Genomic DNA, 23,017 nt, shown 5'->3' with positions numbered 1-23,017 from the left:
CCGCGCTGCGACGGCGCTGCAGGAGGGGCACCGCGAGGCGCCCCTCCTGCACTACCCGGCCTACACCACTGTCAGGGTGATGACGGACCCTTCAGGAACTTCGGTGTCCACTGGATCCTGGTCCCTGACGGTGCCGAAGAATCCGCCCAGGACCTTGTTAAGACGGACCTCGAATCCAAGCTTCCGCAAAGCTTGTTCGGCCTCCCCGGCCTGCTTGCCGATATAACTTGGGACCTCCACCATCCGGGGACCCTTCGAAATGGTCAAGGTGACCGTTCCGCCGCGGGTCAACGTCCCGTTGGCAGGACTTTGGCTGACCACGGCGCCTTCGGGGACCTTCCTGTCGAAGACCTCGTCCTTGGCGACCTCCGCCTTCAGGCCTGCTGCCTCGATGGCGTCAACGGCCTGGTTCTCCGCCTTCCCCACCACTGAGGGGACGGCAATGGGCTCGGGGCCTTTGGAGACAACCATTGCCACCGCAGTGCCCCGCCGGGCAGGAGTACCGGCTGCAGGATCCTGGGAGAGCACGGTTCCCGCCGAGGTCCCTTCATCAAACTGTTCGGTTACTTTGCCCAGCGCCATTCCGGCGGCGTTGAGGGCGTTTTTGGCCTCGTCGAGGGAGCCGGCCGTCAGTTCCGGCAGGGGATAAAGCTGGGGGCCCTTCGATACGAGCAGTGAAACCGGCTGGAACTTGCGGATCTCCGCTCCCGCCTGCGGGTCGCTGCCTACCACCCGGCCTGAAGGAACGGCATCGTCGAAGACGTCGCTGGTGGTCGAATGGAATCCTTCATCGCTCAGCAGTTGCTGAGCCTCCGCTACGGTCCTGTTGGCCACCGCCGGTATGGCTGCCGCTGCACCCGGCCCCATCCCGAAGAACCAGCCGGCTCCGGTGGCAAGCAGCGCAGCAATGACCAGGACGATGATCCAGAGAATGCCCCTCCGCCGTGGGCTGCCTTCACGCAGGCTTCGGGCCGGTGTTGCTGCAGCCCGTGCGCGGGCCCTTTCATCGTCCTTTTCCGCCTTGCGCTGGGCCCGCTTGCTCAACGCCGGGGGAACCGGGGCCCAGGCCGGACTCTCGTCTTCGCCGGGCGGGGTGAGGGTGTGGCCGGTGCGGGGTGCCGGCGTCGGGTTGCGGGCGGCCGTGACGTGGCCTGCCGGCTGGAAGGGAGGCGGCAGGGGACGGCCGGCGGGCATGACGGACGTCTGATTGCTGATGTGCGGGATGAACTCTGTATGGCTGGGCCCGGCGGAGGGATCCGTTGCGCCGGGCAGCCCCGTGAACCCGGGCATGCCGTGAGGGGAGGCTCCCAGCGCTGCCGGTGGCTGCAGGTCGAGTTCGGAGTCTGTCAGGTTGGTGCGGATATGGCGGAGTTCCTGCAGCAGTGCGCTTCCATCAACCGGACGGTTCTCGGGATCGTTTGCGGTGCACCACTGTACGAGTTCATCCACTTCAGCTGCCAGGCCCGGAACGAGCGCGGACGGCGGACCCACCGTGCTGTTAACGTGCTGGTAGGCCACCTGAATGGGAACGTCTCCGCCGAAGGGCTGCTTGCCGGTCAGCATTTCGTAAAGCATGATGCCAACGGAGTAAACGTCACTGCGGGCATCGGCGGGCCGGCCCAAAACCAACTCAGGGGAGAGGTAGGCAACCGTTCCGATCAGCGCCCCGCTGCTGGTGGACGTCGTCACGGCCCGGGCAAGGCCGAAGTCTCCCACCTTGATCCGGCCGTCGTCGGCGATGAGGACATTCTCGGGTTTGACGTCCCGGTGGATAAAACCGGCTGCGTGCGCTGCCGCAAGGCCTTCCACCACCGGATCGATCAGGGCCAGCGCCAGCCGTGGCGGCAGGGCGCCCTTGTCAGTGATGACGTCCCGCAGGGTGTGTCCCTTGATGTACTCCATCACCAGATACGTCGTGTGGCCGTCGTTGCCCTGATCGAGGACACCCACCACGTGGGGATGGGACAGCTTCGCGGCGGCCTTGGCTTCACGGCCCAGCCTGCCCAGGAAACTTTCGTCGGCGGAGAAGTGGGGATGCAGCACTTTCAGCGCCACATCACGTTCCAGCCGTTGGTCCTCGGCAAGGTACACAGTGGACATGCCGCCCCGCGCCAGCTTGGACCTGATGGCGTAGCGGTTATCCACCAGCGTTCCTACAAGGGGGTCAGACACGTTTTCCTGCACCCTCCGATCCTAGTTGCAATGGAACGGGTCCGGGCCGTCAACCGGCCCGAACCCGTTCCATCAGCTGCTGCCGGCCCGGTCACACCGGGCCGGCCAAGGCTTTAGCCAAAGTTCTTCTGGTGTGCCTTGATGGCCGCCACATAGGCCTTCGTGTCGTCGTACATCCCGTACTTGCTTACCGAATACTGGCCCTGGTAGTAGCCTGCGATCGCCGTATCCCGGTCCTTGCTGGTAGCCAACAGCTGGCGGATGATCGCAACTCCTGCCGTGGCGTTGTCGTAGGGATCGAGCAGGTTCAGTTTGCGGCCCACCAAGTCCGAGGCCCACTTGCCGGAGCTGGGGATAACCTGCATGGTTCCGATGGCATTGGCGGGGGAGACCGCGCGCTGGTTGAAGCCGGACTCCTGGTAGGCGAACGCCAGGGCCAGTGACGGCTCAACACCCATGCGGCGGGCGGTGTCTGCCACGATGTTCTGCATCTCTGCCCGGGACGGGACCGGGGAAGCATTAAGCAGTGCCTTGTTCTCATTCGCGGAGCTCACCACTGCCGGCGGGTAGGTGAACCCAAGGAAGGAACTCGGTACCAGCGGGGCTGCGGGCGCTGCCGGCTGCGCAGCAGCAGGCTGCGAGCCTGAGCCGGGGACGTTCAGTTTGTTGCCCGGGTAAATGATGGAGCCGAGGTTCAGCCCGTTCGCGGAAAGCAGTTCGGGCAGCTTCACCCCATGGCGCGATGCGATGGCTGAGAGGGTGTCGCCCGCCTTGACGGTGTAGGAGCCCGCCGCCGGAGCCTGCGGGGCTGATGTGTTGGCGAGTGAGGCCGCCGGTGCCGCTGCGGCCGCGGGGGCAGCAGGTGCCTGCGAACCGGCGCCCACCTTGATCTTCTGGCCGGGGTAGATGATGGACCTCATGTTGAGGTTGTTCCAGCTGAAGACATCCCCAAGGCTCACGTTGTGCCGGGCGGCGACGGCGCCCAACGTGTCACCTGGCTTGACGGTGTAGGTGGCGCCGGCGGCCGAAGCGGGCGCAGCGGCCGGCGCGGCGGGGGCCGGGGCTGCTGCGGCAGGACTGCCGGACAGCTTGATCTTTTGCCCCGGGTAAATGATGGTGTTCGCCTGCAGATTGTTCAGCCTGAGCACTTCCCCGGTGTTCAGGTTGAATTTTCCGGCGATGGCGCTGATGGTGTCTCCGCGGGCGACTGTATATTCGGCAGGCGCAGAATTCTGTGCCGGTTTAAAGGCCGCCGGAATCGTGGTGGAAACGGACGAGGCCGGAATGACCGTTGCCGTGGCCTTGGCCTTGGCTGCCGCCTGCGCGTTCATCGCCGCGGTCAGGGTCGCGGGGAGCGATTTGGCCGGCTGGTGGGCCAAGGCCGGCTGTGCGAGGGCCAGGGACGACAGGACAACCGCCGGCAGTGCCGCCGTCGTCGCAGCAATCATCGGCAAGCTCGGCCTGGGGGGCTGCTTCGGCGAGCGGGACATCGTCATGTAAGGGATCCTCTTCTCAACTGCGGGTGCGGACGGGGGTGCCGCATTAGTGCTTGATACTACTGTTACTCGAGTGATCTTTGTTACGAGTGTGAACAGTGAGAATCTCTCATGAATTCGCGGTTAGCACAAGAATTCGCGCTTTTGCCGTAAGGAAGAATTTCGGAGTGTCCGCAGGGCAGGAGCACTGGGCGCATGAATCGACTAGGCGCCGGACCGCGCACCGTGGCAACCTTGATTCGTGAGTAACGTAGAAAACCTCGTGGGCGAATGGTTGCCCCTCCCCGATGTCGCCCAATTGCTGAATGTTTCCATTACCAGGGTCCATGGCCTTATTGATGAGCGTGCCCTCGTGGCTGCGCGTGTGGGCGAACGGAATATCCGCTCAGTACCGGCAGAATTCCTCCAGGACGGCCAGGTGGTGGACAGCCTTAAAGGCACCATCGTGGTGCTGGCCGACGCCGGCTATTCCGACGAAGACCTGATCACGTGGCTTTTCACTCCGGACGAGTCGCTGCGCGGCCGGCCGATTGACGCCCTGCGTGAGGGGCGGAAGACCGAGATCCGGCGCAGGGCGCAGACGCTGGCCTGGTAACTGCTGTCCTCAGGAGGCCCGGCTGACGGTAGCCTCGGCCAGCCTCCTGAGTGCGGTCTTGGGCAGCTCATCCAGCTGCAGCGCCTCGAGGGCCCCGTAGGCCGCGTTGCCGTATTCACCAATCAGCACTTCGGTGGCCTGCAGCGCTCCTGAGTCTTCGATGATCCGGCGGATCTCCTGGACGTCCCCGTCGTCCAGTTCCGGACTTCCCAGCCTGGAATCGATGAAGGCGGACTCGGCCGGAGAAGCCTGGTCCAGGGCCAGCGCCACGAGTACCGTGCGCTTGCCCTCGCGCAAGTCATCTCCGGCCGGTTTCCCGGTGGTGAGGGGGTCCCCGAAAACGCCCAGGACGTCGTCGCGAAGCTGGAATGCCTCGCCCAAGGGAAGGGCGAACGCTGAATAGCCGCGCAGAAGATCGTTGGTGGCGCCGGCCAGGGCGCCGCCCAGGGCCAGGGGGTGCTCCGTGGAGTACTTGGCGCTTTTGAACCTGATGATCGATTGCGCACGGCTGACGGCGCCCGCGCGGTCGCGGACCGGACCGGCCACCTCTTCCAGGATGTCCAGGTACTGCCCCGCCATGACTTCCGCCCGCATGAGGTTGAAGATCAACCGTGCCCGGCTGCCCGAAGCCGCCCGTTCGCCGATATCCGTGAATGCCTCTTCGCTGAAGGACAGGCACAGGTCGCCGGCGAGAATTGCTGCTGCCTGCCCGAACCGCCCGCTGTCCAGGGCCCAACCCTGGGCTTCGTGGAGTTGGCTGAACCTGCGGTGGACGCTGGGTCCGCCCCTGCGGGTATCCGAGCGGTCGATGATGTCGTCATGGATCAGGGCGGCGGCCTGGAAGAGTTCGAGGGCTGCACCTGCCGCCACCACCTCAGCGGCGCCGGCGTCTCCGCCCGCCCCGCGCCAGCCCCAGTAGCACATCAGGGCGCGCAGGCGCTTACCGCCGGTGACGAGGTTCGAAATTGACCCCATGATGGGGTCGATGTCCGGGGAGATGCCGGACATGATCCCCTGGCGGGAGGTGAGGAAACCAGTCAATTCCCCGGCCACCGAAGCCACAAAGTCGGCCTGTTCGTTCCTTAGCTGCTCGGCGCCCGTCACTTGGCGGACTCAGCAGCCACGTTGGCGCCGATAGTGAAAGTCGCCACTCCGGACGCCTCAACCACCGAGAGGTTAACAGTCTCGCTGTCACCGCGGACAAAGTCCTTGGAGGCCACGGCCCCGACGGCGTCACCGGGCACCGCTTTGAAGCCTTGCGCTTCCAGCGCCTTCGTGTAGAAGTCGACGACGGCGGACGTGGGCCCGGCGACTGTCGCCACCAGGGCGGCGGTTGCGGGCGCGGACGACTTGTCAAAGCTGCTGGATACAACGGTCGCGTTCGGCATCAGGGGGAGGAGTTGCTGCGGGAAGCCGTCAACGAGGGCCCCCACCGTAGCTGAGGTGCTGGGCGAGGCGCTGGGGCTGGCCGACGCAGTATTAGTCGCATGTGCAGTTGCAGGCACAGTGGCGGGGGAGGATGGTGACGGCTGTGCCGGTGACGGGGCCGGGCTGCAGGCTGCCAGGGCCAGTGCCGCACCTGCGGCAAGAACGGCCAGGCCAGCCGGTTTGAAGTTTCCAATGACCGTCACAGGGACTTTCCTCCTGGTGTTGATGCCGGATTCAGCCTCCAGTTTAGTCAGTACCTACGGATAGGATTGCAGCCGTGGGGCCCGACGCTAGAAACCAGCCAGCCGCAGCACGCCTTCCGGGCGGCAGGCGGAAGTGCATCATGCACGTGGACATGGACGCCTTCTTCGTCTCGGTCGAACTGCGGACACGCCCCGAACTTCGCGGCAAGCCAGTGATCGTCGGCTTTCCGGGGGAGCGCTCAGTGGTCCTGTCCGGCTCCTATGAGGCGCGCGCCTTTGGCGTTAAGTCAGCCATGCCCATGGCCGTCGCCGCCCGGATGTGCCCGCAGGCTGTCATCATCGAACCGCGGCACAAGCTGTACTACGAGGTCTCGGCCCAGCTGATGGCCATCTTCGAATCCGTGACTGAACTCGTGGAGCCGCTCAGCGTTGATGAAGCCTTCCTGGACGTCACCGGAGCGATCCGCAGGCTGGGCCCCCCGAGGGAAATCGGTGAACTCATTCGGCGCCGGGTCGCTTCCGAGCTCGGCATCACGGCATCTGTGGGCATCGCCGAATCGAAGTTCGTGGCGAAAATCGCCTCCACCCGCTGCAAACCGGACGGCCTGCTGCTCATCGGCCCCGATCAAACCGTGCCGTATCTGCACAGCCTGCCGGTGGGAGCGCTGTGGGGTGTGGGGGCAAAGACAGCTGAAGTCCTGGCACGAATGGGAATCCGGACGGTGGCGGATGTGGCTGCCACTCCCGTCTCCACTCTCCGCCGGATGCTCGGCGCCGGGGGTGAGCACGTGCACCGGCTTTCCTGGGGCATCGACCCCAGGCCGGTTACGCCCGTGCGGCTGGAAAAGAGCATCGGAGCTGAAGAGACTTTTGCGGTTGACACCTCCGATGACGCCCTCCTCCACCGCGAGCTCCTTCGGTTGTCGCACCGCACGGCCGGACGCCTGCGAAGCTCCGGCATGGTGGCAAGGACCGTGGCCCTGAAACTGCGCTTTGCGGACTTTTCCACCATCACCCGCAGCCGCACGCTGCAGGCTCCCGTTGACAGTGCACAGCTGATCTATGCTGTGGCGGTCCAGTTGCTGGAGTCAGTCGGGCACCGTGCCATGTCCGTCCGGCTGGTGGGGGTGCGGGCCGAGCAGCTGGAGGACACGGCAACAACCTCGGTGCAGCTCACCATCGACCGGCGGGATGAGAACTGGCGCGCCGCAGAGCAGGTCCTCGACGAGGTCACTCGAAAATTCGGCTCCAAGTCGGTCCTTCCGGCCCGTCTGATGGAACCGGGAAACGGTGCGGGCTAAAACGGACCAAAAAGCGGCCGTTCCCGTGTTTCGGAAGAAATCGCCGTCTTTCAGAACGGACCGCAACAAACTATCCTTAGAGATACATAGTTTTTGAGTGATTGGACTACTGCCGGACCGTTTTGGACATACTTCCGCTCCGGCGGCTGTGCGCCCGGTTCAACTTCCTGCCCAGGCGGGAAGACGGGAACCGAACAGGCGCACCAGCCGTTAAGGGTGCAGGAGTAATTTCTGGGACCAGCCCGGACGTTGGCCTACGAAGGAGGTCGTGATGCCGCTGTCGGAGCACGAACAGAAGCTGCTTGAGCAGTTGGAGAAGCAGCTTCACGAGGATGACCCGAAGTTTGCGAACTCCATGGGGTCGGACCCCGGGCGTTCGTGGTCAACCAGGCATGTGGTGATCGGCGTCCTCGGTGCCTTGGCAGGCGTGTTCCTGCTGCTGGTTGGCGTCACGCTGCAGAGCATCTTCGTCGGTGTCCTCGGATTTATCGTCATGGGTGGTGGCGTGTACTTTGCGACGATGCGCAGTTCCACGGCAGCAAAGGATGGCGCCAAGGGCAGTACCGGCAAGCCGGGCAAACCGCGGAGTTCCTTCATGAGCAACCTTGAGGAGCGTTGGGACGAACGCCGGCGCGGTGAGCCCTAGGGCTTGCCGGTAACCGGGCCTCACCCGGAGCCTCCACTTCGCTCCCCGGCAGGCGAGCGAACAACAGAAAGACCCGCTGCGGCGGGTCTTTTCCTGTTTAACGCTGTTAGCGGCCATTTCACGCAGTTGCCGGCTTTCCGCTTCCCGCTGCGCCCTGGAAATCCACTCCACTTCCCCCCACCCGCAGAAAATGGCGCCATTCCGCGGCCGATATCCCAATTTCGCGGTTCACCACGCCCGATTTTGCGTTGACTGTGGGGGAAAGTGGAGTAATGTGGAGGACATAAGAGGGTGGTTGCAACATAGGGGATGTGCATTTCCTGATATCGGACAGGCGGTGGGCCAGTGTTTCTGGGCACTCACTCGCCGCGCCTGGACGAGAAGGGACGGATCATTCTCCCCGCCAAGTTCCGTGAGGAACTGGCCAGCGGGCTGGTGCTCACAAGGGGCCAGGAACGTTGCATCTACGTCTTCAGCGAGAAGGAATTTGCACGGGTCCACGAGCAGATGCGGGAGGCGCCAATCTCCTCCAAGCAGGCACGTGACTATATCCGTGTCTTTCTCTCTGGGGCCTCTGACGAGGTACCTGACAAGCAGGGGCGCGTGACAATTCCTCCCGCGCTCCGGGAGTACGCAGGACTCGGAAGGGAACTGGCCGTCATCGGCGCAGGCTCCCGTGCCGAGATCTGGGACGCCCAGGCCTGGAATGAATACCTCGCGGAGAAGGAAACAGCCTTCTCTGAAACGGACGATCCCATTCCGGGCATTCTCTGAATCCCGGAGCGGTACGCAGGAGTTTCACGCAGGAAGTTTCCTGGATGAGATCTCCAGCCGGCCGATCGGCCAGCCAACCTGACTCACTTCCCCGGAGCCAGGCAGGCGGGACGGTAGGTACGGATGGGGATCTGATCCCGGAAACGAAAAGCAGCTACCACAACGGCGAGAAAGGACGAGGCATGAACGAACAACCGAAGCCAACGTCCGAACGCCATGTGCCGGTCCTGCGGGACCGGTGCATCAATTTGTTGGCCCCCGGATTCGAAGCTGCACGGCAGCAGGGCAGGGCCCCGATCGTCATCGATGCCACGCTGGGTATGGGCGGGCACTCCGAAGCCATGCTCCAGCGGTTCCCGGACCTTCACCTGATCGGCATCGACCGTGACGAGGAAGCACTCGCCCTTGCGGGGGAGCGGCTTGCACCGTTCAGCGCGAGGACGGACCTGGTCCACGCCGTTTACGACGAAATCCCCGAAGTCCTCGCGGACCTCGGCGTAACCGAAATTTCCGGCATCCTGATGGACCTTGGCGTTTCGTCGCTCCAGCTTGACGAACGGGAGCGCGGCTTCGCCTACTCCTTCGACGCTCCCCTGGACATGCGGATGGACACCAGCCGCGGCCAGACTGCTGCTGACGTCGTCAACACGTACAGCGAGGAAGAGCTGGTCCGGATCATCCGGAAGTGGGGCGAGGAGAAGTTCGCTGGCCGCATCGCGAACCGAATCGTCGCTGCACGTGGCGGGAAGCCATTCTCCACCACCGGAGAGCTGGTGGAGCAGATCCGGTCAGTCGTCCCTGCCGGAGCTGCCAAGTCCGGTGGACATCCGGCCAAGCGGACCTTCCAGGCGTTGCGGATCGAAGTCAACGAGGAGCTCGACGTCCTGGAGCGCGCCGTCCCGGCCGCCGTGGATGCGCTGGCCATGGGCGGGCGAATCGTGGTCATGTCCTACCACTCCCTGGAGGACAAGATCGTCAAAGCCGTCCTCCAAGGCCGCTCCAAGTCCTCCGCCCCACTCGGGTTTCCGGTGGAACTGGAAGAGCATAAACCCGAACTCAAGATCGTGACCAAGGGCACCGAGGTGCCCACCGCCGTCGAAATCGCCGAGAACCCCCGTGCCGCCTCAGCCAGGCTCCGTGCGGCGGAACGAATCAGAGCCAGGAGAGCTGCATGAGCACCGCTGCCGTCAAGAACTTTCCCGCCGCTCCCGGCAATCCGGCGCAGCGCGAGGAACGGAAGAGCCGTACCCCGCTGTCCGTGGTGCGCAGCATGCCCCGCAAGCGGCGTGCTCCTTTCGTCGTCCTCTGCTTCGCCATGCTTGCGGTAGCACTGGTGGCAGTCCTGGTCCTGAATATCTCGGTATCCACTGCGCAGTACCAGCTGGTTGAACTGCGCGCCAAGCAAAGCACGCTGACCAAGCAGAACCAGGACCTCACCCAGCAGGTGCAGAATTTCGAGGCCCCGCAGAACCTTGCGGCCAAGGCCAAGGACCTGGGAATGGTGGCTTCAACCGTCAAGGGCCAGATTGACCTTTCCACGCTGTCCGTCACTGGCAAGGCCACGCCGGCAGTGAAGGGCGCCACTGAAGGTGCCGTCATTCCTGCCCCGGCCGTCCCCGGGCAGCTGATCGTCGTGCCGCCGGCCTCAACGGGTGAACCCCTGGCAAGCCGCAAACCGGCGGCAGAAACCCCGCCCGCCGCAGCGGCTCCTGCCGCTGAGGCGCCCGCAGCGGCAGCGCCCGCCCGCCAGGCCTCAGCGGCAGAACTTAACGGCGGCACGGTTCCCGCACCGCAGCAAAAGGTGCCCGGACAGTAAGAGCGGGACTGGCAGGCACGAGGGACGAACAGCAAGGAAGATCAGTGGCGCAGAGGACCGGTAAGGCAGCGAACGGCAAAGCGCCCAACCCCACCAGGCGGTTGCGCCTGGGCCTGGGCATCATGCTCACGCTCCTGCTGGTGGTTGGCGGAAAGCTGTTCCTGGTACAGGGCCTGGACGTCGGTGGCATGGCTGAAGCCGCCCTCAACAAGCGGATGACAGAAACGGTCCTGCCTGCCGAGCGCGGCAGTATCCTGGACGCCAACGGCACGGTCCTGGCAAACAGTGTGATCCGCTACAACGTGGTGGTGGACCAGCAGCTCAATACAAAGACCGAGACCTACCGGCGCCTGGATAATGTAGACGGTAAGGAAAAACTCGTCGAGGTCAGCCGCGACCAGGGCCTCACCGAGCTGGCAGCAGTCCTTGGCATGGACAAGGACGCCATCGTCAAAGCCGTTACCGGTGAGTCGCGCTACTACATCGTGGCCAAGGACGTAAAGCCGGACGTCGAGGACCGCATTTCCAAACTCCAGGTGCCCGGCATCGTGACCGAAGGCGTCAGCAAGCGCGTTTACCCCAACGGCTCCGTGGCGGGCGGCATCATCGGCTTCCTGCAGGAGGGTGGCAGCGGACAGGCCGGAATCGAACAGACGCAGGACGCCCTCCTGAAGGGGTCGGATGGCAAGCGCCTGTTCGAAATCGGGGCCGACGGACTCCGGATTCCGGTGGGCGTGGACGAGCTGACCGCACCGCAGGACGGCAAGAACGTCAAGCTCACCATCAACTCCGACCTCCAGTACTTTGCGCAGCAGGCCATCCAAAGCCAGGCGGACAAGCTCAGCGCCGAATGGGGCGTCATCATTGTGATGGACGTCAAGACCGGCAACCTGGTGGCCATGGCGGACACCAACTCCCCGGATCCGAACAACCCGGGCCTCGTGGCGGCCAAGGACCGCGGCGTCCGCGCCGTTACCGCAGCCTACGAGCCGGGTTCGGTGGAGAAGATGCTGACCGCAGCGGCCCTGATCGAGGAAGGCAAGGCCAACCCGCTCAGCGAATACACGCTGCCACCCTCGTATACGGTCAACGGCCAAACGTTTACCGACTCCTTTTCACACGGCACCGAGAAGCGCACCCTCGCGGGTATCCTGGGCTACTCCATGAACACGGGCACCGTGATGGCCGGCCAGGCCCTGAGCAAGGACCAGCGCCATGACTGGTTGCAGAAGTTCGGCATTGGCGAGGCCCCGGACATCGGGCTCCCCGCTACCGCCTCCGGAATTCTGACCCCCGCAGACCAGTGGGACGGGCGGCAGGAATTCACCGTCCTCTTCGGTCAGGGGGTGTCACAGTCCACCCTCCAGACCGTGCGGGCCTTCCAGTCAGTGGCCAACAACGGGGTGATGCTCCAGCCGCGACTGATCGACTCGTATGTTTCCCCCGACGGAACCGAGGAAAAGGTACCGGCAGCACCCGCCACCCAGGTTGTTTCTGACAGCACCGCCCAGCAGGTCCAGGACATCCTGGAAAGCGCCGTCACCGAGGGCCAGATCAAGGATGCCTCCATCGACGGCTACCGGGTCGGTGCCAAGACCGGCACCTCGGAATCGCCCTGCGACGACGGCAAGTCCGGTTTCTGCGGCTACACCGCCTCCATGGTGGGCATGGCGCCGATGGATGATCCGCGGTTTATTGTTGAGGTGGTACTCCAGCGGCCCAAGGGCAGCATCTACGGGATTACCAACGGGCCGGTCTTCCGGTCGGTCATGAGCCAGGCACTGCGGACCTACAACGTCCAGCCGTCCACCGGCGAACCGGCCAGGCTGCCCCAGTTCGCCAAGTAGCACCCCGGCGCCACCACGCTGCAGCAGCGCCCGCTGCGGCCACAGCCGGGCACGGTCCACTAGCACCATCGGAGATTCCTTGTCAGAGTTCACGCCGTCCCACAGCAGCGCCGTTCCGGCCGCTCCTGCCAGCAAAGCCAGGTTCCGGCCCGCCGCCGTCGAACCGGTCCGGCTGGAGAGCATCGGCGTCGCCGTAGGCGTCGCAGTTCCCGGACATGCAGCAGGCGTCACGGTCACGGGAATCACCCTGAACTCCCGGGCCGTCGAAGCCGGAGACCTGTACGTCGCCCTTCCCGGAGCGTCCCGCCACGGTGCGGACTTCGTGGCACAGGCCGTGGAAGCAGGGGCGGTGGCCGTCCTGACCGACGACGCCGGTGCGCGCCTGCTGGCGCTGGGCAATGACACCCCGGTGCCGGTCCTCGTGGTGGACAAACCCCGCAACGTGGTGGGCCCGCTCTCCGCGGCCATCTACGGCAGCACCGACGGCGCCGACGAGGACTTCACGCTGTTCGGAGTGACAGGCACCAACGGCAAGACCACCACCACGTACTTCATCAACTCACTGCTGCGCGCCCTCGGCACCCGGTCCGGCCTGATCGGCACCATCGAGATCCTCGCCGGCACGGAGCCCATTCCAAGCCTGCTGACCACCCCCGAATCGACCGAAGTGCACGGGCTGCTCGCACTCATGCGCGAACGGGGACTGGGGGCGGCAGCCATGGAGGTTTCCTCGCACGCCATCTCATACCAGCGCGTGGACGGCGTGCTGTTTGACGTGGCCGGTTTCACCAACCTGACGCAGGACCACCTGGACCTTCACGGCACCATGGATGACTACTTCGCCACCAAAGCCGACCTCTTCACACCGGCGCGCGCCCGCAGGGCAGTAGTGACGGTCGACGACGAGTGGGGCCGCCGCCTGGCCGGCACCGCCGGCATCCCGGTCACCACCCTCAGCACGGACGGGCAGGCAGCCGCAGACTGGGCGGTGGCCGCCACAGAACCCCGGGGCCTCGGCACCTCGTTCACCCTCAAAGGCCCGGACGGAGCAGAACTGCGCCTGCACACCGGGCTGCCCGGCAGCTTCAACGTCGCCAACGCCGCACTGGCGGCGGTCATGGTCCTCTCCGGCGGTGTGGACCCCGCTGTGCTCCAGGACGCCCTGGACACAGCCGACCCGTTCACCGTTGCCGTCCCCGGACGCATGCAACTCGTCGCCGAGCAGCCGGCCGCCGTCGTCGACTTCGCCCACAACACCGATGCGCTGGCCCGTGCCCTCGAAGCCGTCCGCCCGCCGGCGCCGGGCTCCCGGCTGATCGTCGTCTTCGGTGCCACCGGCCAGCGCGACCAGGGCAAGCGCCCCGCCATGGGCGCGGTGGCCGCCCGCCTGGCGGACACTGTCATCATCACTGACGACGACCCCCACGACGAGGACGCAGCTGCCATCCGCGCCGACGTCCTGGCAGGTGCGGAAGACGCGCGGAGCAGCGACGCGCTGCCCTGCGAGATCCTGGAGGTCTTCCCCCGCGATGAAGCCATCCGACGCGCAGTGGAGCTCGCAGGCCCGCTGGACAGCATCCTTGTGGCCGGACGCGGCCATGAAGTCTGGCAGGAAGTCAAAGGCGTCAATCTTGCCCTTGACGACCGCGTGGAACTGCGCAGCGCCTTGACAGCCAGGGGATTCAACGTTCTCCAAGACGACCGGATAGAGTCCTAGACCGAGATGATTGCTTTTACTGCGGCCGAAATCGCCGACATCACCAAGGGGCGCCTGGACGCCGATCCCGGAATCACGCCTACATCGGTAGTGACGGACTCCCGCGAAGCCACACCGGGCTCGCTGTACGTGGCCAAGCCCGGAGAACACGCTGACGGGCATGACTTCATCGCTGCAGCGTTCGAATCCGGCGCCGTCCTGGCTCTCGTGGAGCGCCCGGTGGCCAGGCCTGACGGCAGCTCCTACCCATCTGTACTGGTGGAAGACGCCGTACTTGCCATGGGTGCACTGGCCGCGGAGGCCGTAAGGCGCATCCGTGCCGCCCGCGCCGCAGCGGGCCAGGTACTCACCGTCGTCGGCATCACCGGCTCGGCAGGCAAGACCACCACCAAGGACCTCCTGGCGGGGCTGTTCGCCTCCCAAGGCTCAACGGTGGCGCCGAAAGGCTCCTACAACGGCGAGGTGGGCGTCCCGCTGACCGTCTTTCAGGCGGACGAGGGCACGTGCTATCTCGTGATCGAAATGGGAGCAACCGGGATCGGGCACATCCGGTACCTCGCCGACATGGTGAAGCCGGACATTGGCGTGGTCCTGGCCGTCGGCACAGCCCACGCCGGCGAATTCGGGGGAGTGGCGAACATCGCCCTCGCCAAGGGGGAGATGGTTGAAGGCCTCTCCGCCGGCGGGACCGCGATCATCAACCTCGACGACGACAGGGTGGCCGCCATGCGCAGCCGCACAGCGGCCGCCGTGCTCGGCTTCAGCGCTGAAGGACGCGACGGAGCCGCCGTGCAGGCCCTTGGCGCCGACACCAACGAACAGGGCAACCCGGAATTCGACCTCCAGCTGCCCGGTGGTGACGGCCCGCACCACGTGGCCAGCAAGCTCATCGGGTCCCACCACACCGGCAACCTGCTCGCCGCGGCGGCTGCGGCCTTCGCAGCCGGCATGTCCGGCGCAGACATCGCCGCCGGCCTGAGCCGCCAGGGCGCGGTAAGCCGCTGGCGGATGGAACGCACCGAACGTGCGGACGGCGTCACGGTGATCAACGATGCCTACAACGCCAATCCCGAATCCATGCGGGCGGCGTTGCGCACGCTCGCCGACCTGGGGCGCGGCAGGCGCACCTGGGCGGTGCTTGGCGCCATGCTTGAACTCGGTGCCGACTCGATCCGGGAGCACACCGCCGTGGGCACGCAGGTGGTCCGGCTCAACATCTCCAGGCTGGTGGTGGTGGGCCGGGAGGCGCGGGCCCTGTATGTCTCAGCTGTCCAGGAAGGCTCCTGGGGCGACGAATGCCTGTTCGCCGAAACTCCTGAGGAGGCCTATGAACTCCTCAATGCCGAACTCCAGCCGGGCGATCTGGTCCTCTTCAAGTCCTCCAACAGCGTGGGCCTGCGCCATCTGGGCGATCGGATAGCATTACCCCCACAAACCCCCCTGAACGCCGATGAAAGGAGCACACTGCTGTGATTGCACTTTTGATCGGCGCCGGGCTGGCCCTGCTTTGCGCCCTCGTCGGAACGCCGCTGTTCATCAGGCTGCTGGTCCGCCGCGGCTACGGCCAGTTCATCCGCGACGACGGACCCACGTCCCACCACACCAAGCGCGGAACGCCCACCATGGGCGGCACCGTGGTGGTGGCCGCCGTCCTGCTCAGCTACGGGCTCACACACCTCATCATGTTCCTGATGAACCCGGATTCTCCGGGGCCGTCCGCCTCCGCCCTGATCCTGCTGTTCCTCATGGTGGGCATGGGCCTCGTCGGGTTCCTCGACGACTTCATCAAAATCTCGCGGCAGCGAAGCCTGGGCCTGGACGCCAAGGCCAAACTGATCCTGCAGGCCGCCGTCGGCGTCATCTTCGCCGTACTGGCACTGAACTTCCCGGACGAATCCGGGCTCGCACCCGCCTCCACCAAGATCTCGCTGGTCCGTGACCTGCCCTGGCTCGACCTCGCCTTCGGGGGGACCGTCCTCGGGGCCATCCTCTTCGTGGTCTGGTCCAACCTGATCGTCACTGCCGCCACCAACGGCGTCAACCTCACCGACGGCCTGGACGGGCTGGCGGCCGGCGCCTCCGTCATGGTCTTCGGCGCCTACACCCTGATGGGAATCTGGCAGAGCAACCAGGCCTGCGGTTCGCCGCGGGAAGCCGGCAGCGGCTGCTACTCCGTCCGCGACCCCCTGGACCTCGCCCTGCTGGCGGCCATCATGAGCGCAGCCCTGGTGGGCTTCCTCTGGTGGAACACTTCTCCGGCCAAGATTTTCATGGGCGACACCGGCTCCCTGGCGATCGGTGGTGCCATTGCCGGGTTCGCGATCCTCTCGCGCACCGAACTGCTGCTGGGCATCATTGGCGGACTCTTCGTCCTCATCACCCTCTCCGTCATCATCCAGGTGGGCTACTTCAAAGCCACCGGCGGCAAACGGGTCTTTAAAATGGCACCCCTGCAGCACCACTTCGAACTCAAGGGCTGGGCCGAAGTCACGGTGGTGGTCAGGTTCTGGATCCTTGGCGGCCTCTTCGTCGCCGTCGGGCTGGGTATCTTCTACGCTGAATGGGTTGTGTTGCTGTGACCGTTTCCCCCCGCCTGGAAAACCTCGTTACCTGGGACTCTGACTGGTCCGGGCTGCGCGTGGCAGTCACCGGCATCGGCGTCTCCGGCTTTGCCGCCGCGGACACGCTGATCGAACTGGGCGCCCGGGTAGTGGTGGTCGACGCCGCCACCAGCGACACCGCCAAGGCCTCAGCAGACACCCTGAAAATCGTCGGTGCCGCCGATGTCCTTCTTGGCGAAGAAGCTGTTACCCGCATTCCGCGGATCGACGGTGAACTGCCGGAACTGATCGTCACCTCGCCGGGCTGGCGTCCGGACCAGGCACTGTTGGCTGCAGCAGCCCGTGCACACATCCCGGTCTGGGGCGACGTCGAACTTGCCTGGCGGGTCCGCCAGCGCGAGGGACGCAAGACCGCCGACTGGCTGGCCATCACCGGCACCAACGGCAAGACAACCACCGTGGGCCTCACCGAATCCATGCTGCGGGCCGCAGGGCTGAAGGCCATCGCGGTGGGCAACGTGGGCAAGCCCATCCTTGACGCCATCCGGGAACCCGTCGAATACGACGTGTTCGCCGTCGAACTCTCCAGCTTCCAGCTGCACTGGGCGGAATCCCTGTCGCCGCTGGCCAGCGTGTGCCTCAACGTTGCCGAAGACCACGTGGACTGGCACGGCTCCTACGACTCCTACCTGGCGGATAAGGCCAAGGTCTACGAACAGACCCAAAAGGCCTGCATCTACAACGCCGAGCAATTCGAAACCGAGCGCATGGCGGAGAACGCCGACGTCGTGGAAGGGTGCCGTGCCGTCGGCTTTACCACCGTCACTCCGGCGGTCAGCATGCTCGGCGTCGTGGAGGGCCTCCTGGTGGACCGGGCCTTCATCGAAGAGCGGCGGGACAGCGCCGCGGAACTCGCGGCCATGGCAGACCTTGGTCCGATCGCTCCCCGGCACATGGTGGCCAACGCGCTTGCCGCCGCGGGACTTGTCCGCGCCTACGGGGTCGACGCCGCAGCTGTCCGCCAGGGGATCCGCGACTACGTTCCCGGCGACCACCGCATCCAGCCGGTAGCCCGCCACGAAGGCGTGCTGTGGATCAATGATTCCAAGGCCACCAACCCCCACGCCGCCGCAGCTTCACTGGCGGCTTTCACCAACGTCGTCTGGATTGCCGGCGGCCTCTCAAAAGGCGTCACCTACGACGACCTGGTCCGCGAGCAGGCACACCGGCTCAAGGCCGTGGTACTGATAGGAACGGACTCCTCGGAGCTTGCCGGGGCCCTCCAGCGACACGCGCCGGATGTCCCCGTGATCGCGGCGGCGCCGGGTGACACTGAAGAGGTGCAGACTGCTGCAGCGGAAGGTGCCACCGGTACCCGTTCCCCCCTTCCCGGGGAACATGTCATGTCCCTGGCCGTTGCGACAGCAGCCCAGCTGGCCGGCTCCGGCGATACTGTGCTGATGGCTCCCGCAGCTGCTTCCATGGATCAGTTCTCTTCCTACGCACACCGCGGCAACACATTCATCGAAGCTGTCCGCGGGCTGGTGGAAGGGCAGGCCAAGACCGGCGAGGAGTAAGAATGGTCAGCACGCCAACGCGCCGGCAACCAAGCGGGCGGCCAGGCCGTCCGGCCGGCACCGGCTCCACCGCCACAAAGGCGCAGCGCCCGGCACCCGTCACGGTCCGGCTCAGGAACGGCTACCGCAGGTTCTGGTCAGCCCTCGAAGGCACCGGAACGTCGCGGAACGGTTCCACGTATTACCTCATCCTCGGCTCCACCCTGGCACTGACGGCGATCGGGATCATGATGGTCCTGTCGGCCTCCAGCGTGGAATCCATTGCCGCCGGAAAATCGCCGTATGGAGACGCCCTGAAGCAGGGCATGTTCGCGGGCATCGGCATCTTCACCATGTTCGTCCTTTCCCGGATCAACGTGGTGTGGCTCAAGCGCCTCGCCTGGCCCGCAATCATCGCCGCCATGGTCCTGCTGGCCCTGGTGCAGGTGGTGGGCGCGGAAGTCAACGGCAACAAGAACTGGATCGACCTCGGCGGCATCACCTTCCAGCCCTCCGAGGCGTCGAAGCTCGCCCTGGCACTATGGATGGCCACCGTACTGGCCATGAAGGGCAAGTTGCTCCGGCGCTGGCAGCACGTCTTCGTCCCGGCCATCCCGGTGGCGGTCATCGTTATCGGGCTGGTGCTGATCGGCAACGACCTCGGTACGGCCATGATCATCATGATGATCGCCGCTGCCGCGCTGTTCTTCGCGGGCGTACCCCTTTACTTCTTCGGCATCGCCGGGCTGCTGGGGGCCGCCGGGGCGGCAGTCATGGCCATCACCAGCTCCAACCGGATGTGCCGCATCACCTCCTGGTGGACAGGCGAATCCTGCGCCGACGGCATCGACGCCAACTACCAGGCCACCAACGGTCTCTACGGGCTGGCTTCGGGCGGCTGGTTCGGTGTGGGGCTGGGACAAAGCCGGCAGAAGTACAGCTGGATCCCCGAGGCCCACAACGACTTCATCTTCGCCATCATCGGCGAGGAACTCGGCCTGGTGGGCACCGTCGTCGTACTCATCCTTTTCGCGATCCTCGGCGCGGCCATCTACCGCGTGGTGGTGGCGCAGGAAGACACCTTCCACCGCGTCCTGGCCGGCACCATCATGGTGTGGCTCCTGGGCCAGGCCACTGTCAACATGTCCGTGGTGACCGGCCTCATGCCGGTGATCGGCGTACCCCTGCCCTTCATCTCCTATGGCGGCTCCGCGCTGCTGATGTCCCTCTGCGCCATTGGCGTGGTGCTTTCCTTGGCCAGGGAGCAGATGGCGCCTGCCATCCGTCCCAAGCGGATGCTGAAGTTCAAGGCCACAGGGCGGGAGAAAGCCCCCCGGAACAAGAAGACTGCAAGAAAGCGTGCCTGATCCCACATGAACCCGAAGAACCCCTCCATCGTCCTCGCGGGCGGCGGCACAGCCGGCCATATCAGTCCCCTCCTTGCCATCGCCGCGGCCGTGAAGAATGCCTCGCCGGACGCCGCCATCCTCGCCGTGGGCACGCCGTCCGGGATGGAAACCCGCCTCGTCCCGGCAGCGGGGGTTGAACTGGCGACGATCGACCGGGTCCCGTTCCCGCGCAAACCGTCGGCCGACCTGTTGCGGCTCCCGGCCAGGCTCGCCGGGGCGGTCCGCCAGGCCGGCGACATCCTGGACCGCGCTGACGCCGACGTGCTGGTAGGCGTGGGCGGATACGTGTGCACGCCGATGTACCTCGCGGCCCGGAAGCGCAGGATCCCCATCGTCATCCACGAGGCGAACGCCCGCCCCGGGCTCGCCAACAGGGTGGGCGCGCTGATGACTTCGCGCGTGGCCGTCGCTTTCGAAGGAACTCCGCTGCGGCACGCCGTCCACGTCGGCATGCCCATGCGGACGGAAATCTCGGGCCTGGACCGGAACGCTGCGCGGAATGCCGCCCGGGAGGCCCTAGGACTTGATCCCCGGCAGCCCACCCTCATAGTCACCGGCGGATCCTCCGGTGCCCAAAGCATCAACCGCACCATCGCTGCGTCTGTGGGGCAGCTGGCTGCCGCTGGGATCCAAACCCTGCACATCACCGGGCGCGGCAAGTCAGTCCTGGACGGGGCCGGCCAGCCGCTGGCCGCACCGGGCTACCGCCAGGTGGAGTACGTGGACGGAATGGAACTCGTCTACTCGGCCGCAGACGTGCTGCTGGCCCGCTCCGGCGCGGCGACCGTCTGCGAAGTGGCAGCAGTGGGCGTGCCCGCCGTCCTGGTGCCGTTGCCGATCGGGAACGGGGAACAGGCACTGAATGCAGCCGGCCTGGTGGCCGCCGGCGGCGCCCTGCTGGTCCAGGACCGCGACTTTACTGACGAATGGCTGGCCAAGGAACTGGTCCCGCTGGTTACCGACAAGGAACGGCTGGCCACCATGGAGGCCAACTCCTACCGGCTGGGCGTCCGTGACGCCGACCGGCGGATGGCTGCCCTCATCCTGGAAGCGGTGTCCGCATGAGCAACCGTGACCTTTCCGGCAGTAAAGCCCAGGGTTCCCTGGCATCCCTGGGCCGGGTTCACTTCATCGGGGTGGGCGGAGTCGGTATGTCCGCCGTGGCCAGGATCATGGTGGCGCGCGGCGTCCCCGTCAGCGGATCCGATGCCAAGGACCTTCCCGTCATGGGCGACCTCGCCGCAAAGGGTGCCAGGATCGCCATCGGCTACGACGCCGGCAACCTGGGCGATGCCCAGACCGTTGTGGCGGGTTCGGCGATCAGGGCGGACAATCCCGAGCTGGCTGCGGCCCGGCAGGCCGGGCTGCCCGTGCTGCACCGGTCCGAAGCGCTGGCTGCCACGATGGGGGAGGACACGGTGGTGACCATCGCCGGTACCCACGGCAAGTCCACCACTACGTCCATGGTCACGGTTTTGCTCCAGGGCGCCGGCCTGGACCCATCGTTTGCCATCGGCGCCAACGTCCCGTCCCTGGGCGTTAATGCCGCGAACGGCACGTCTGGAATCTTTGTGGCGGAAGCCGACGAATCCGATGGTTCGTTCCTGAACTACCGGCCGCGCATCGCCGTCGTGACCAACGTCGAAGCCGACCACCTGGACCACTACGGCACAGCCGAAGCCGTGTACGAGTCATTCGACAAGTTCGCCGCCCTGCTGCCCGCCGGCGGACTCCTTGTGGCCTGCGCCGACGACCCCGGCGCGCGGGCACTGGCCGACCGCACCCGCCAAGCTGGCAACACCCGGGTCCTGCTGTACGGCACCGCCGGCGACGCCGACCTGAAGCTTCACGACGACGGCCCCGGCAGCGTTGCGGTGTCCACCGCAGAAGGGCGGTTCGACCTCGCTCTGCAGGTACCCGGCCGGCACAATGCGCTGAACGCGGCGGCCGCGTTCGCCGTCGCGCTTGAACTCGGGGTTGCACCCGGCGCTGCCGCGTCAGCCCTCTCCTCCTTCTCCGGCGCGTCCCGCCGGTTCGAACTGAAGGGCGAAGCCCGCGGCGTGCGGGTGTTCGATGACTACGCACACCATCCCACCGAGGTCCGCGCTGCCCTTTCCGCCGCGCGCTCCGTCGCGGGGGAGCACAAGGTGCATGTGCTGTTTCAGCCACACCTGTTCTCCCGTACCCGGGAATTTGCCCGGGAGTTCGCTGAGGCCTTGGACCTGGCGGATACTGCGCTGGTCCTGGACATCTACCCTGCCCGCGAAGACCCCATCCCCGGCGTCACCAGTAAGCTCATTGCCGACCACATGGCCGGCCGGGGACGCCTGGTGAGTGCAGACGAGGCCGTCGCCGCCGTCGCGGACGCGGCCACCGACGGGGACATTGTGCTGACCGCCGGCGCCGGCGATGTGACCGGATACGGTCCGCGGATCGTGGAGGCACTGCGTGGCTAGCACGCGCCGTCCCACCTACACCCCGACGGGCCGTAAAGGCCCCGCGTCCGGTACCGGGCGGAGCAAAACGGATGCCGCAGGCTCCCCGGATGCGGACGAGGTGATTTCGGCGTCGCGGAGCGTACCGGTCCAGGCATCAGAGAAGCCGCCCGCACGCACCAGCGGGACAGGCGGCAGGAAAGCGCCAGCAGCTGATTCCGGCCCGGCCGCCAACGTCCTCGCCTTCCCGGAACCCAGGGGAAAGCGGCGCAGGCGGAGGTTGCTTGTGGTGGTGTGCACTGTGTGTGCGCTGGTGGCTGCCCTCCTGGCCGGTGCCGTGTATTCGCCGGTGCTTGCGCTGCGCACCATCTCCGTGTCCGGCACGTCACTGCTGACCCCGGCCCAGGTCCAGGCGGCGCTCGAACCGTTGCAGGGGAAGCCGCTGCCGCAGATCGGCGACGACGACGTCAGCCGGCTCCTCGAGCCACTGGTCCAGGTCAAGTCCGTGTCCGCCGAGGCCAGGCCGCCCTCCGGGCTTGCCGTCACCGTGCACGAACGGGTGCCCGTGGCCCTGGTCAAGCAGGGGGAGCAGTACCAGTTGGTGGACGTGGACGGCGTGCAGCTGGCTACCACCGCGGACCCGGCGTCGGTATCCCTGCCGCTGATCGACGGCGGCGCCGGTGCCATTGGACAGGACCTGTTCAAAGCCACCGCCGCTGTGCTGGGCGCCCTGCCCGCGGATGTCCTGGCGAAGTTGTCGAACGCTTCCGCCAAGTCCGTTGATGCGGTGGAGCTCAAGCTGGTGGACGGCCAGACCATCGTGTGGGGCAACGCCTCCGAGAAGGAACTCAAAGCCAAGGTCCTGGCCGCGTTGCTGAAGGTTCCGGCTGATGCGAAGAACCCCGTAAGGGTCTACGACGTCAGTGTTCCGCGGCATCCGGTGACACGGTGAGCCGCTTTCTTTTCCGGTATTAATCCGACACGCGGACCCGGTTATTGAATGTGGGAACCAGAGGAAATACCGTCACAGACATGAGTTACTTGACATAACTATAACCTTC

Annotated in this window: 19 protein-coding genes; 15 read left to right on the top strand and 4 right to left on the bottom strand. The window is 65.9% G+C overall.

The window, feature by feature from the left end; all coding sequences use genetic code 11:
* Positions 1-60: 60 nt before the first annotated feature.
* Positions 61-2,184 carry a Stk1 family PASTA domain-containing Ser/Thr kinase gene (locus tag OVA06_RS10595; RefSeq protein ID WP_268158149.1) on the bottom strand — a complete coding sequence of 708 codons (2,124 nt, stop codon included), beginning with the start codon at positions 2,182-2,184 and terminating at the stop codon, positions 61-63.
* Positions 2,185-2,285: 101 nt separating this feature from the next.
* Entirely contained in the window at positions 2,286-3,668 is a 1,383-nt protein-coding gene (locus OVA06_RS10590) for a lytic transglycosylase domain-containing protein (protein ID WP_268158148.1), read from the bottom strand.
* A gap of 241 nt (positions 3,669-3,909) precedes the next feature.
* Here OVA06_RS10590 and OVA06_RS10585 point away from each other — a divergent pair, with 241 nt between their 5' ends.
* Entirely contained in the window at positions 3,910-4,263 is a 354-nt protein-coding gene (locus tag OVA06_RS10585; RefSeq protein WP_056077580.1) for an Rv2175c family DNA-binding protein, read from the top strand.
* Between the two features lie 9 nt (positions 4,264-4,272).
* Here OVA06_RS10585 and OVA06_RS10580 read toward each other — a convergent pair whose 3' ends face one another.
* Both OVA06_RS10580 and OVA06_RS10575 read right to left on the bottom strand, forming a co-directional pair.
* Positions 4,273-5,367, bottom strand: a complete 1,095-nt coding sequence (locus OVA06_RS10580) for a polyprenyl synthetase family protein (protein ID WP_056077577.1) — start codon at positions 5,365-5,367, stop codon at positions 4,273-4,275.
* Positions 5,364-5,894 carry a hypothetical protein gene (locus tag OVA06_RS10575; RefSeq protein WP_261620553.1) on the bottom strand — a complete coding sequence of 177 codons (531 nt, stop codon included), beginning with the start codon at positions 5,892-5,894 and terminating at the stop codon, positions 5,364-5,366. Before OVA06_RS10575 ends, OVA06_RS10580 begins: the two co-directional genes overlap by 4 nt.
* 140 nt (positions 5,895-6,034) lie before the next feature.
* Here OVA06_RS10575 and dinB point away from each other — a divergent pair, with 140 nt between their 5' ends.
* The 14 genes from dinB to OVA06_RS10505 all read left to right on the top strand — a co-directional run bounded on the left by dinB (position 6,035) and on the right by OVA06_RS10505 (position 22,908).
* Positions 6,035-7,195 (top strand): DNA polymerase IV, encoded by a 1,161-nt coding sequence (dinB, locus tag OVA06_RS10570; protein WP_156368348.1) that lies wholly within the window; start codon positions 6,035-6,037, stop codon positions 7,193-7,195.
* Positions 7,196-7,466: 271 nt separating this feature from the next.
* Positions 7,467-7,841 carry a DUF3040 domain-containing protein gene (locus tag OVA06_RS10565; protein WP_261620554.1) on the top strand — a complete coding sequence of 125 codons (375 nt, stop codon included), beginning with the start codon at positions 7,467-7,469 and terminating at the stop codon, positions 7,839-7,841.
* 345 nt (positions 7,842-8,186) lie between these two features.
* On the top strand, positions 8,187-8,615 hold the full coding sequence (gene mraZ, locus OVA06_RS10560) for a division/cell wall cluster transcriptional repressor MraZ (protein ID WP_009358613.1): 429 nt from the start codon (positions 8,187-8,189) through the stop codon (positions 8,613-8,615).
* A gap of 182 nt (positions 8,616-8,797) precedes the next feature.
* Complete coding sequence (gene rsmH / locus OVA06_RS10555; RefSeq protein WP_261620555.1) at positions 8,798-9,790, top strand: 16S rRNA (cytosine(1402)-N(4))-methyltransferase RsmH; 993 nt, start codon at positions 8,798-8,800, stop codon at positions 9,788-9,790.
* Entirely contained in the window at positions 9,787-10,431 is a 645-nt protein-coding gene (locus tag OVA06_RS10550; RefSeq protein ID WP_045732409.1) for a hypothetical protein, read from the top strand. The genes rsmH and OVA06_RS10550 overlap by 4 nt, the downstream gene beginning before the upstream one ends.
* Positions 10,432-10,475: 44 nt before the next feature.
* Positions 10,476-12,278, top strand: a complete 1,803-nt coding sequence (locus OVA06_RS10545; protein ID WP_056077561.1) for a peptidoglycan D,D-transpeptidase FtsI family protein — start codon at positions 10,476-10,478, stop codon at positions 12,276-12,278.
* Between the two features lie 79 nt (positions 12,279-12,357).
* Positions 12,358-13,995 (top strand): UDP-N-acetylmuramoyl-L-alanyl-D-glutamate--2,6-diaminopimelate ligase, encoded by a 1,638-nt coding sequence (locus OVA06_RS10540; protein WP_268158145.1) that lies wholly within the window; start codon positions 12,358-12,360, stop codon positions 13,993-13,995.
* A gap of 6 nt (positions 13,996-14,001) precedes the next feature.
* On the top strand, positions 14,002-15,468 hold the full coding sequence (locus tag OVA06_RS10535) for a UDP-N-acetylmuramoyl-tripeptide--D-alanyl-D-alanine ligase (RefSeq protein WP_268158143.1): 1,467 nt from the start codon (positions 14,002-14,004) through the stop codon (positions 15,466-15,468).
* Positions 15,465-16,574 carry a phospho-N-acetylmuramoyl-pentapeptide-transferase gene (gene mraY / locus OVA06_RS10530; protein WP_056077552.1) on the top strand — a complete coding sequence of 370 codons (1,110 nt, stop codon included), beginning with the start codon at positions 15,465-15,467 and terminating at the stop codon, positions 16,572-16,574. Before OVA06_RS10535 ends, mraY begins: the two co-directional genes overlap by 4 nt.
* Positions 16,556-18,133: a UDP-N-acetylmuramoyl-L-alanine--D-glutamate ligase gene (murD, locus tag OVA06_RS10525; RefSeq protein WP_268158141.1), complete on the top strand. Its 1,578-nt coding sequence runs from the start codon at positions 16,556-16,558 to the stop codon at positions 18,131-18,133. Before mraY ends, murD begins: the two co-directional genes overlap by 19 nt.
* A 2-nt stretch (positions 18,134-18,135) precedes the next feature.
* Positions 18,136-19,479: a putative lipid II flippase FtsW gene (gene ftsW, locus OVA06_RS10520; protein WP_056077546.1), complete on the top strand. Its 1,344-nt coding sequence runs from the start codon at positions 18,136-18,138 to the stop codon at positions 19,477-19,479.
* Between the two features lie 6 nt (positions 19,480-19,485).
* Positions 19,486-20,586: an undecaprenyldiphospho-muramoylpentapeptide beta-N-acetylglucosaminyltransferase gene (gene murG, locus OVA06_RS10515; protein ID WP_268158139.1), complete on the top strand. Its 1,101-nt coding sequence runs from the start codon at positions 19,486-19,488 to the stop codon at positions 20,584-20,586.
* Entirely contained in the window at positions 20,583-21,977 is a 1,395-nt protein-coding gene (gene murC, locus OVA06_RS10510; protein ID WP_268158137.1) for a UDP-N-acetylmuramate--L-alanine ligase, read from the top strand. Before murG ends, murC begins: the two co-directional genes overlap by 4 nt.
* The gene (locus tag OVA06_RS10505) at positions 21,970-22,908 is read left to right on the top strand and encodes a cell division protein FtsQ/DivIB (protein ID WP_056077536.1); all 939 of its coding nucleotides are present in this window, start codon (positions 21,970-21,972) and stop codon (positions 22,906-22,908) included. The genes murC and OVA06_RS10505 overlap by 8 nt, the downstream gene beginning before the upstream one ends.
* Positions 22,909-23,017: the final 109 nt, after the last annotated feature.

Origin of the sequence: Pseudarthrobacter sp. SL88 (assembly GCF_026672455.1) — a bacterium.
Lineage (GTDB): Bacteria > Actinomycetota > Actinomycetes > Actinomycetales > Micrococcaceae > Arthrobacter.
The sequence above is the reverse complement of the archived record's forward strand: the minus strand, read 5'-3'. Positions and strand labels throughout refer to the sequence as shown.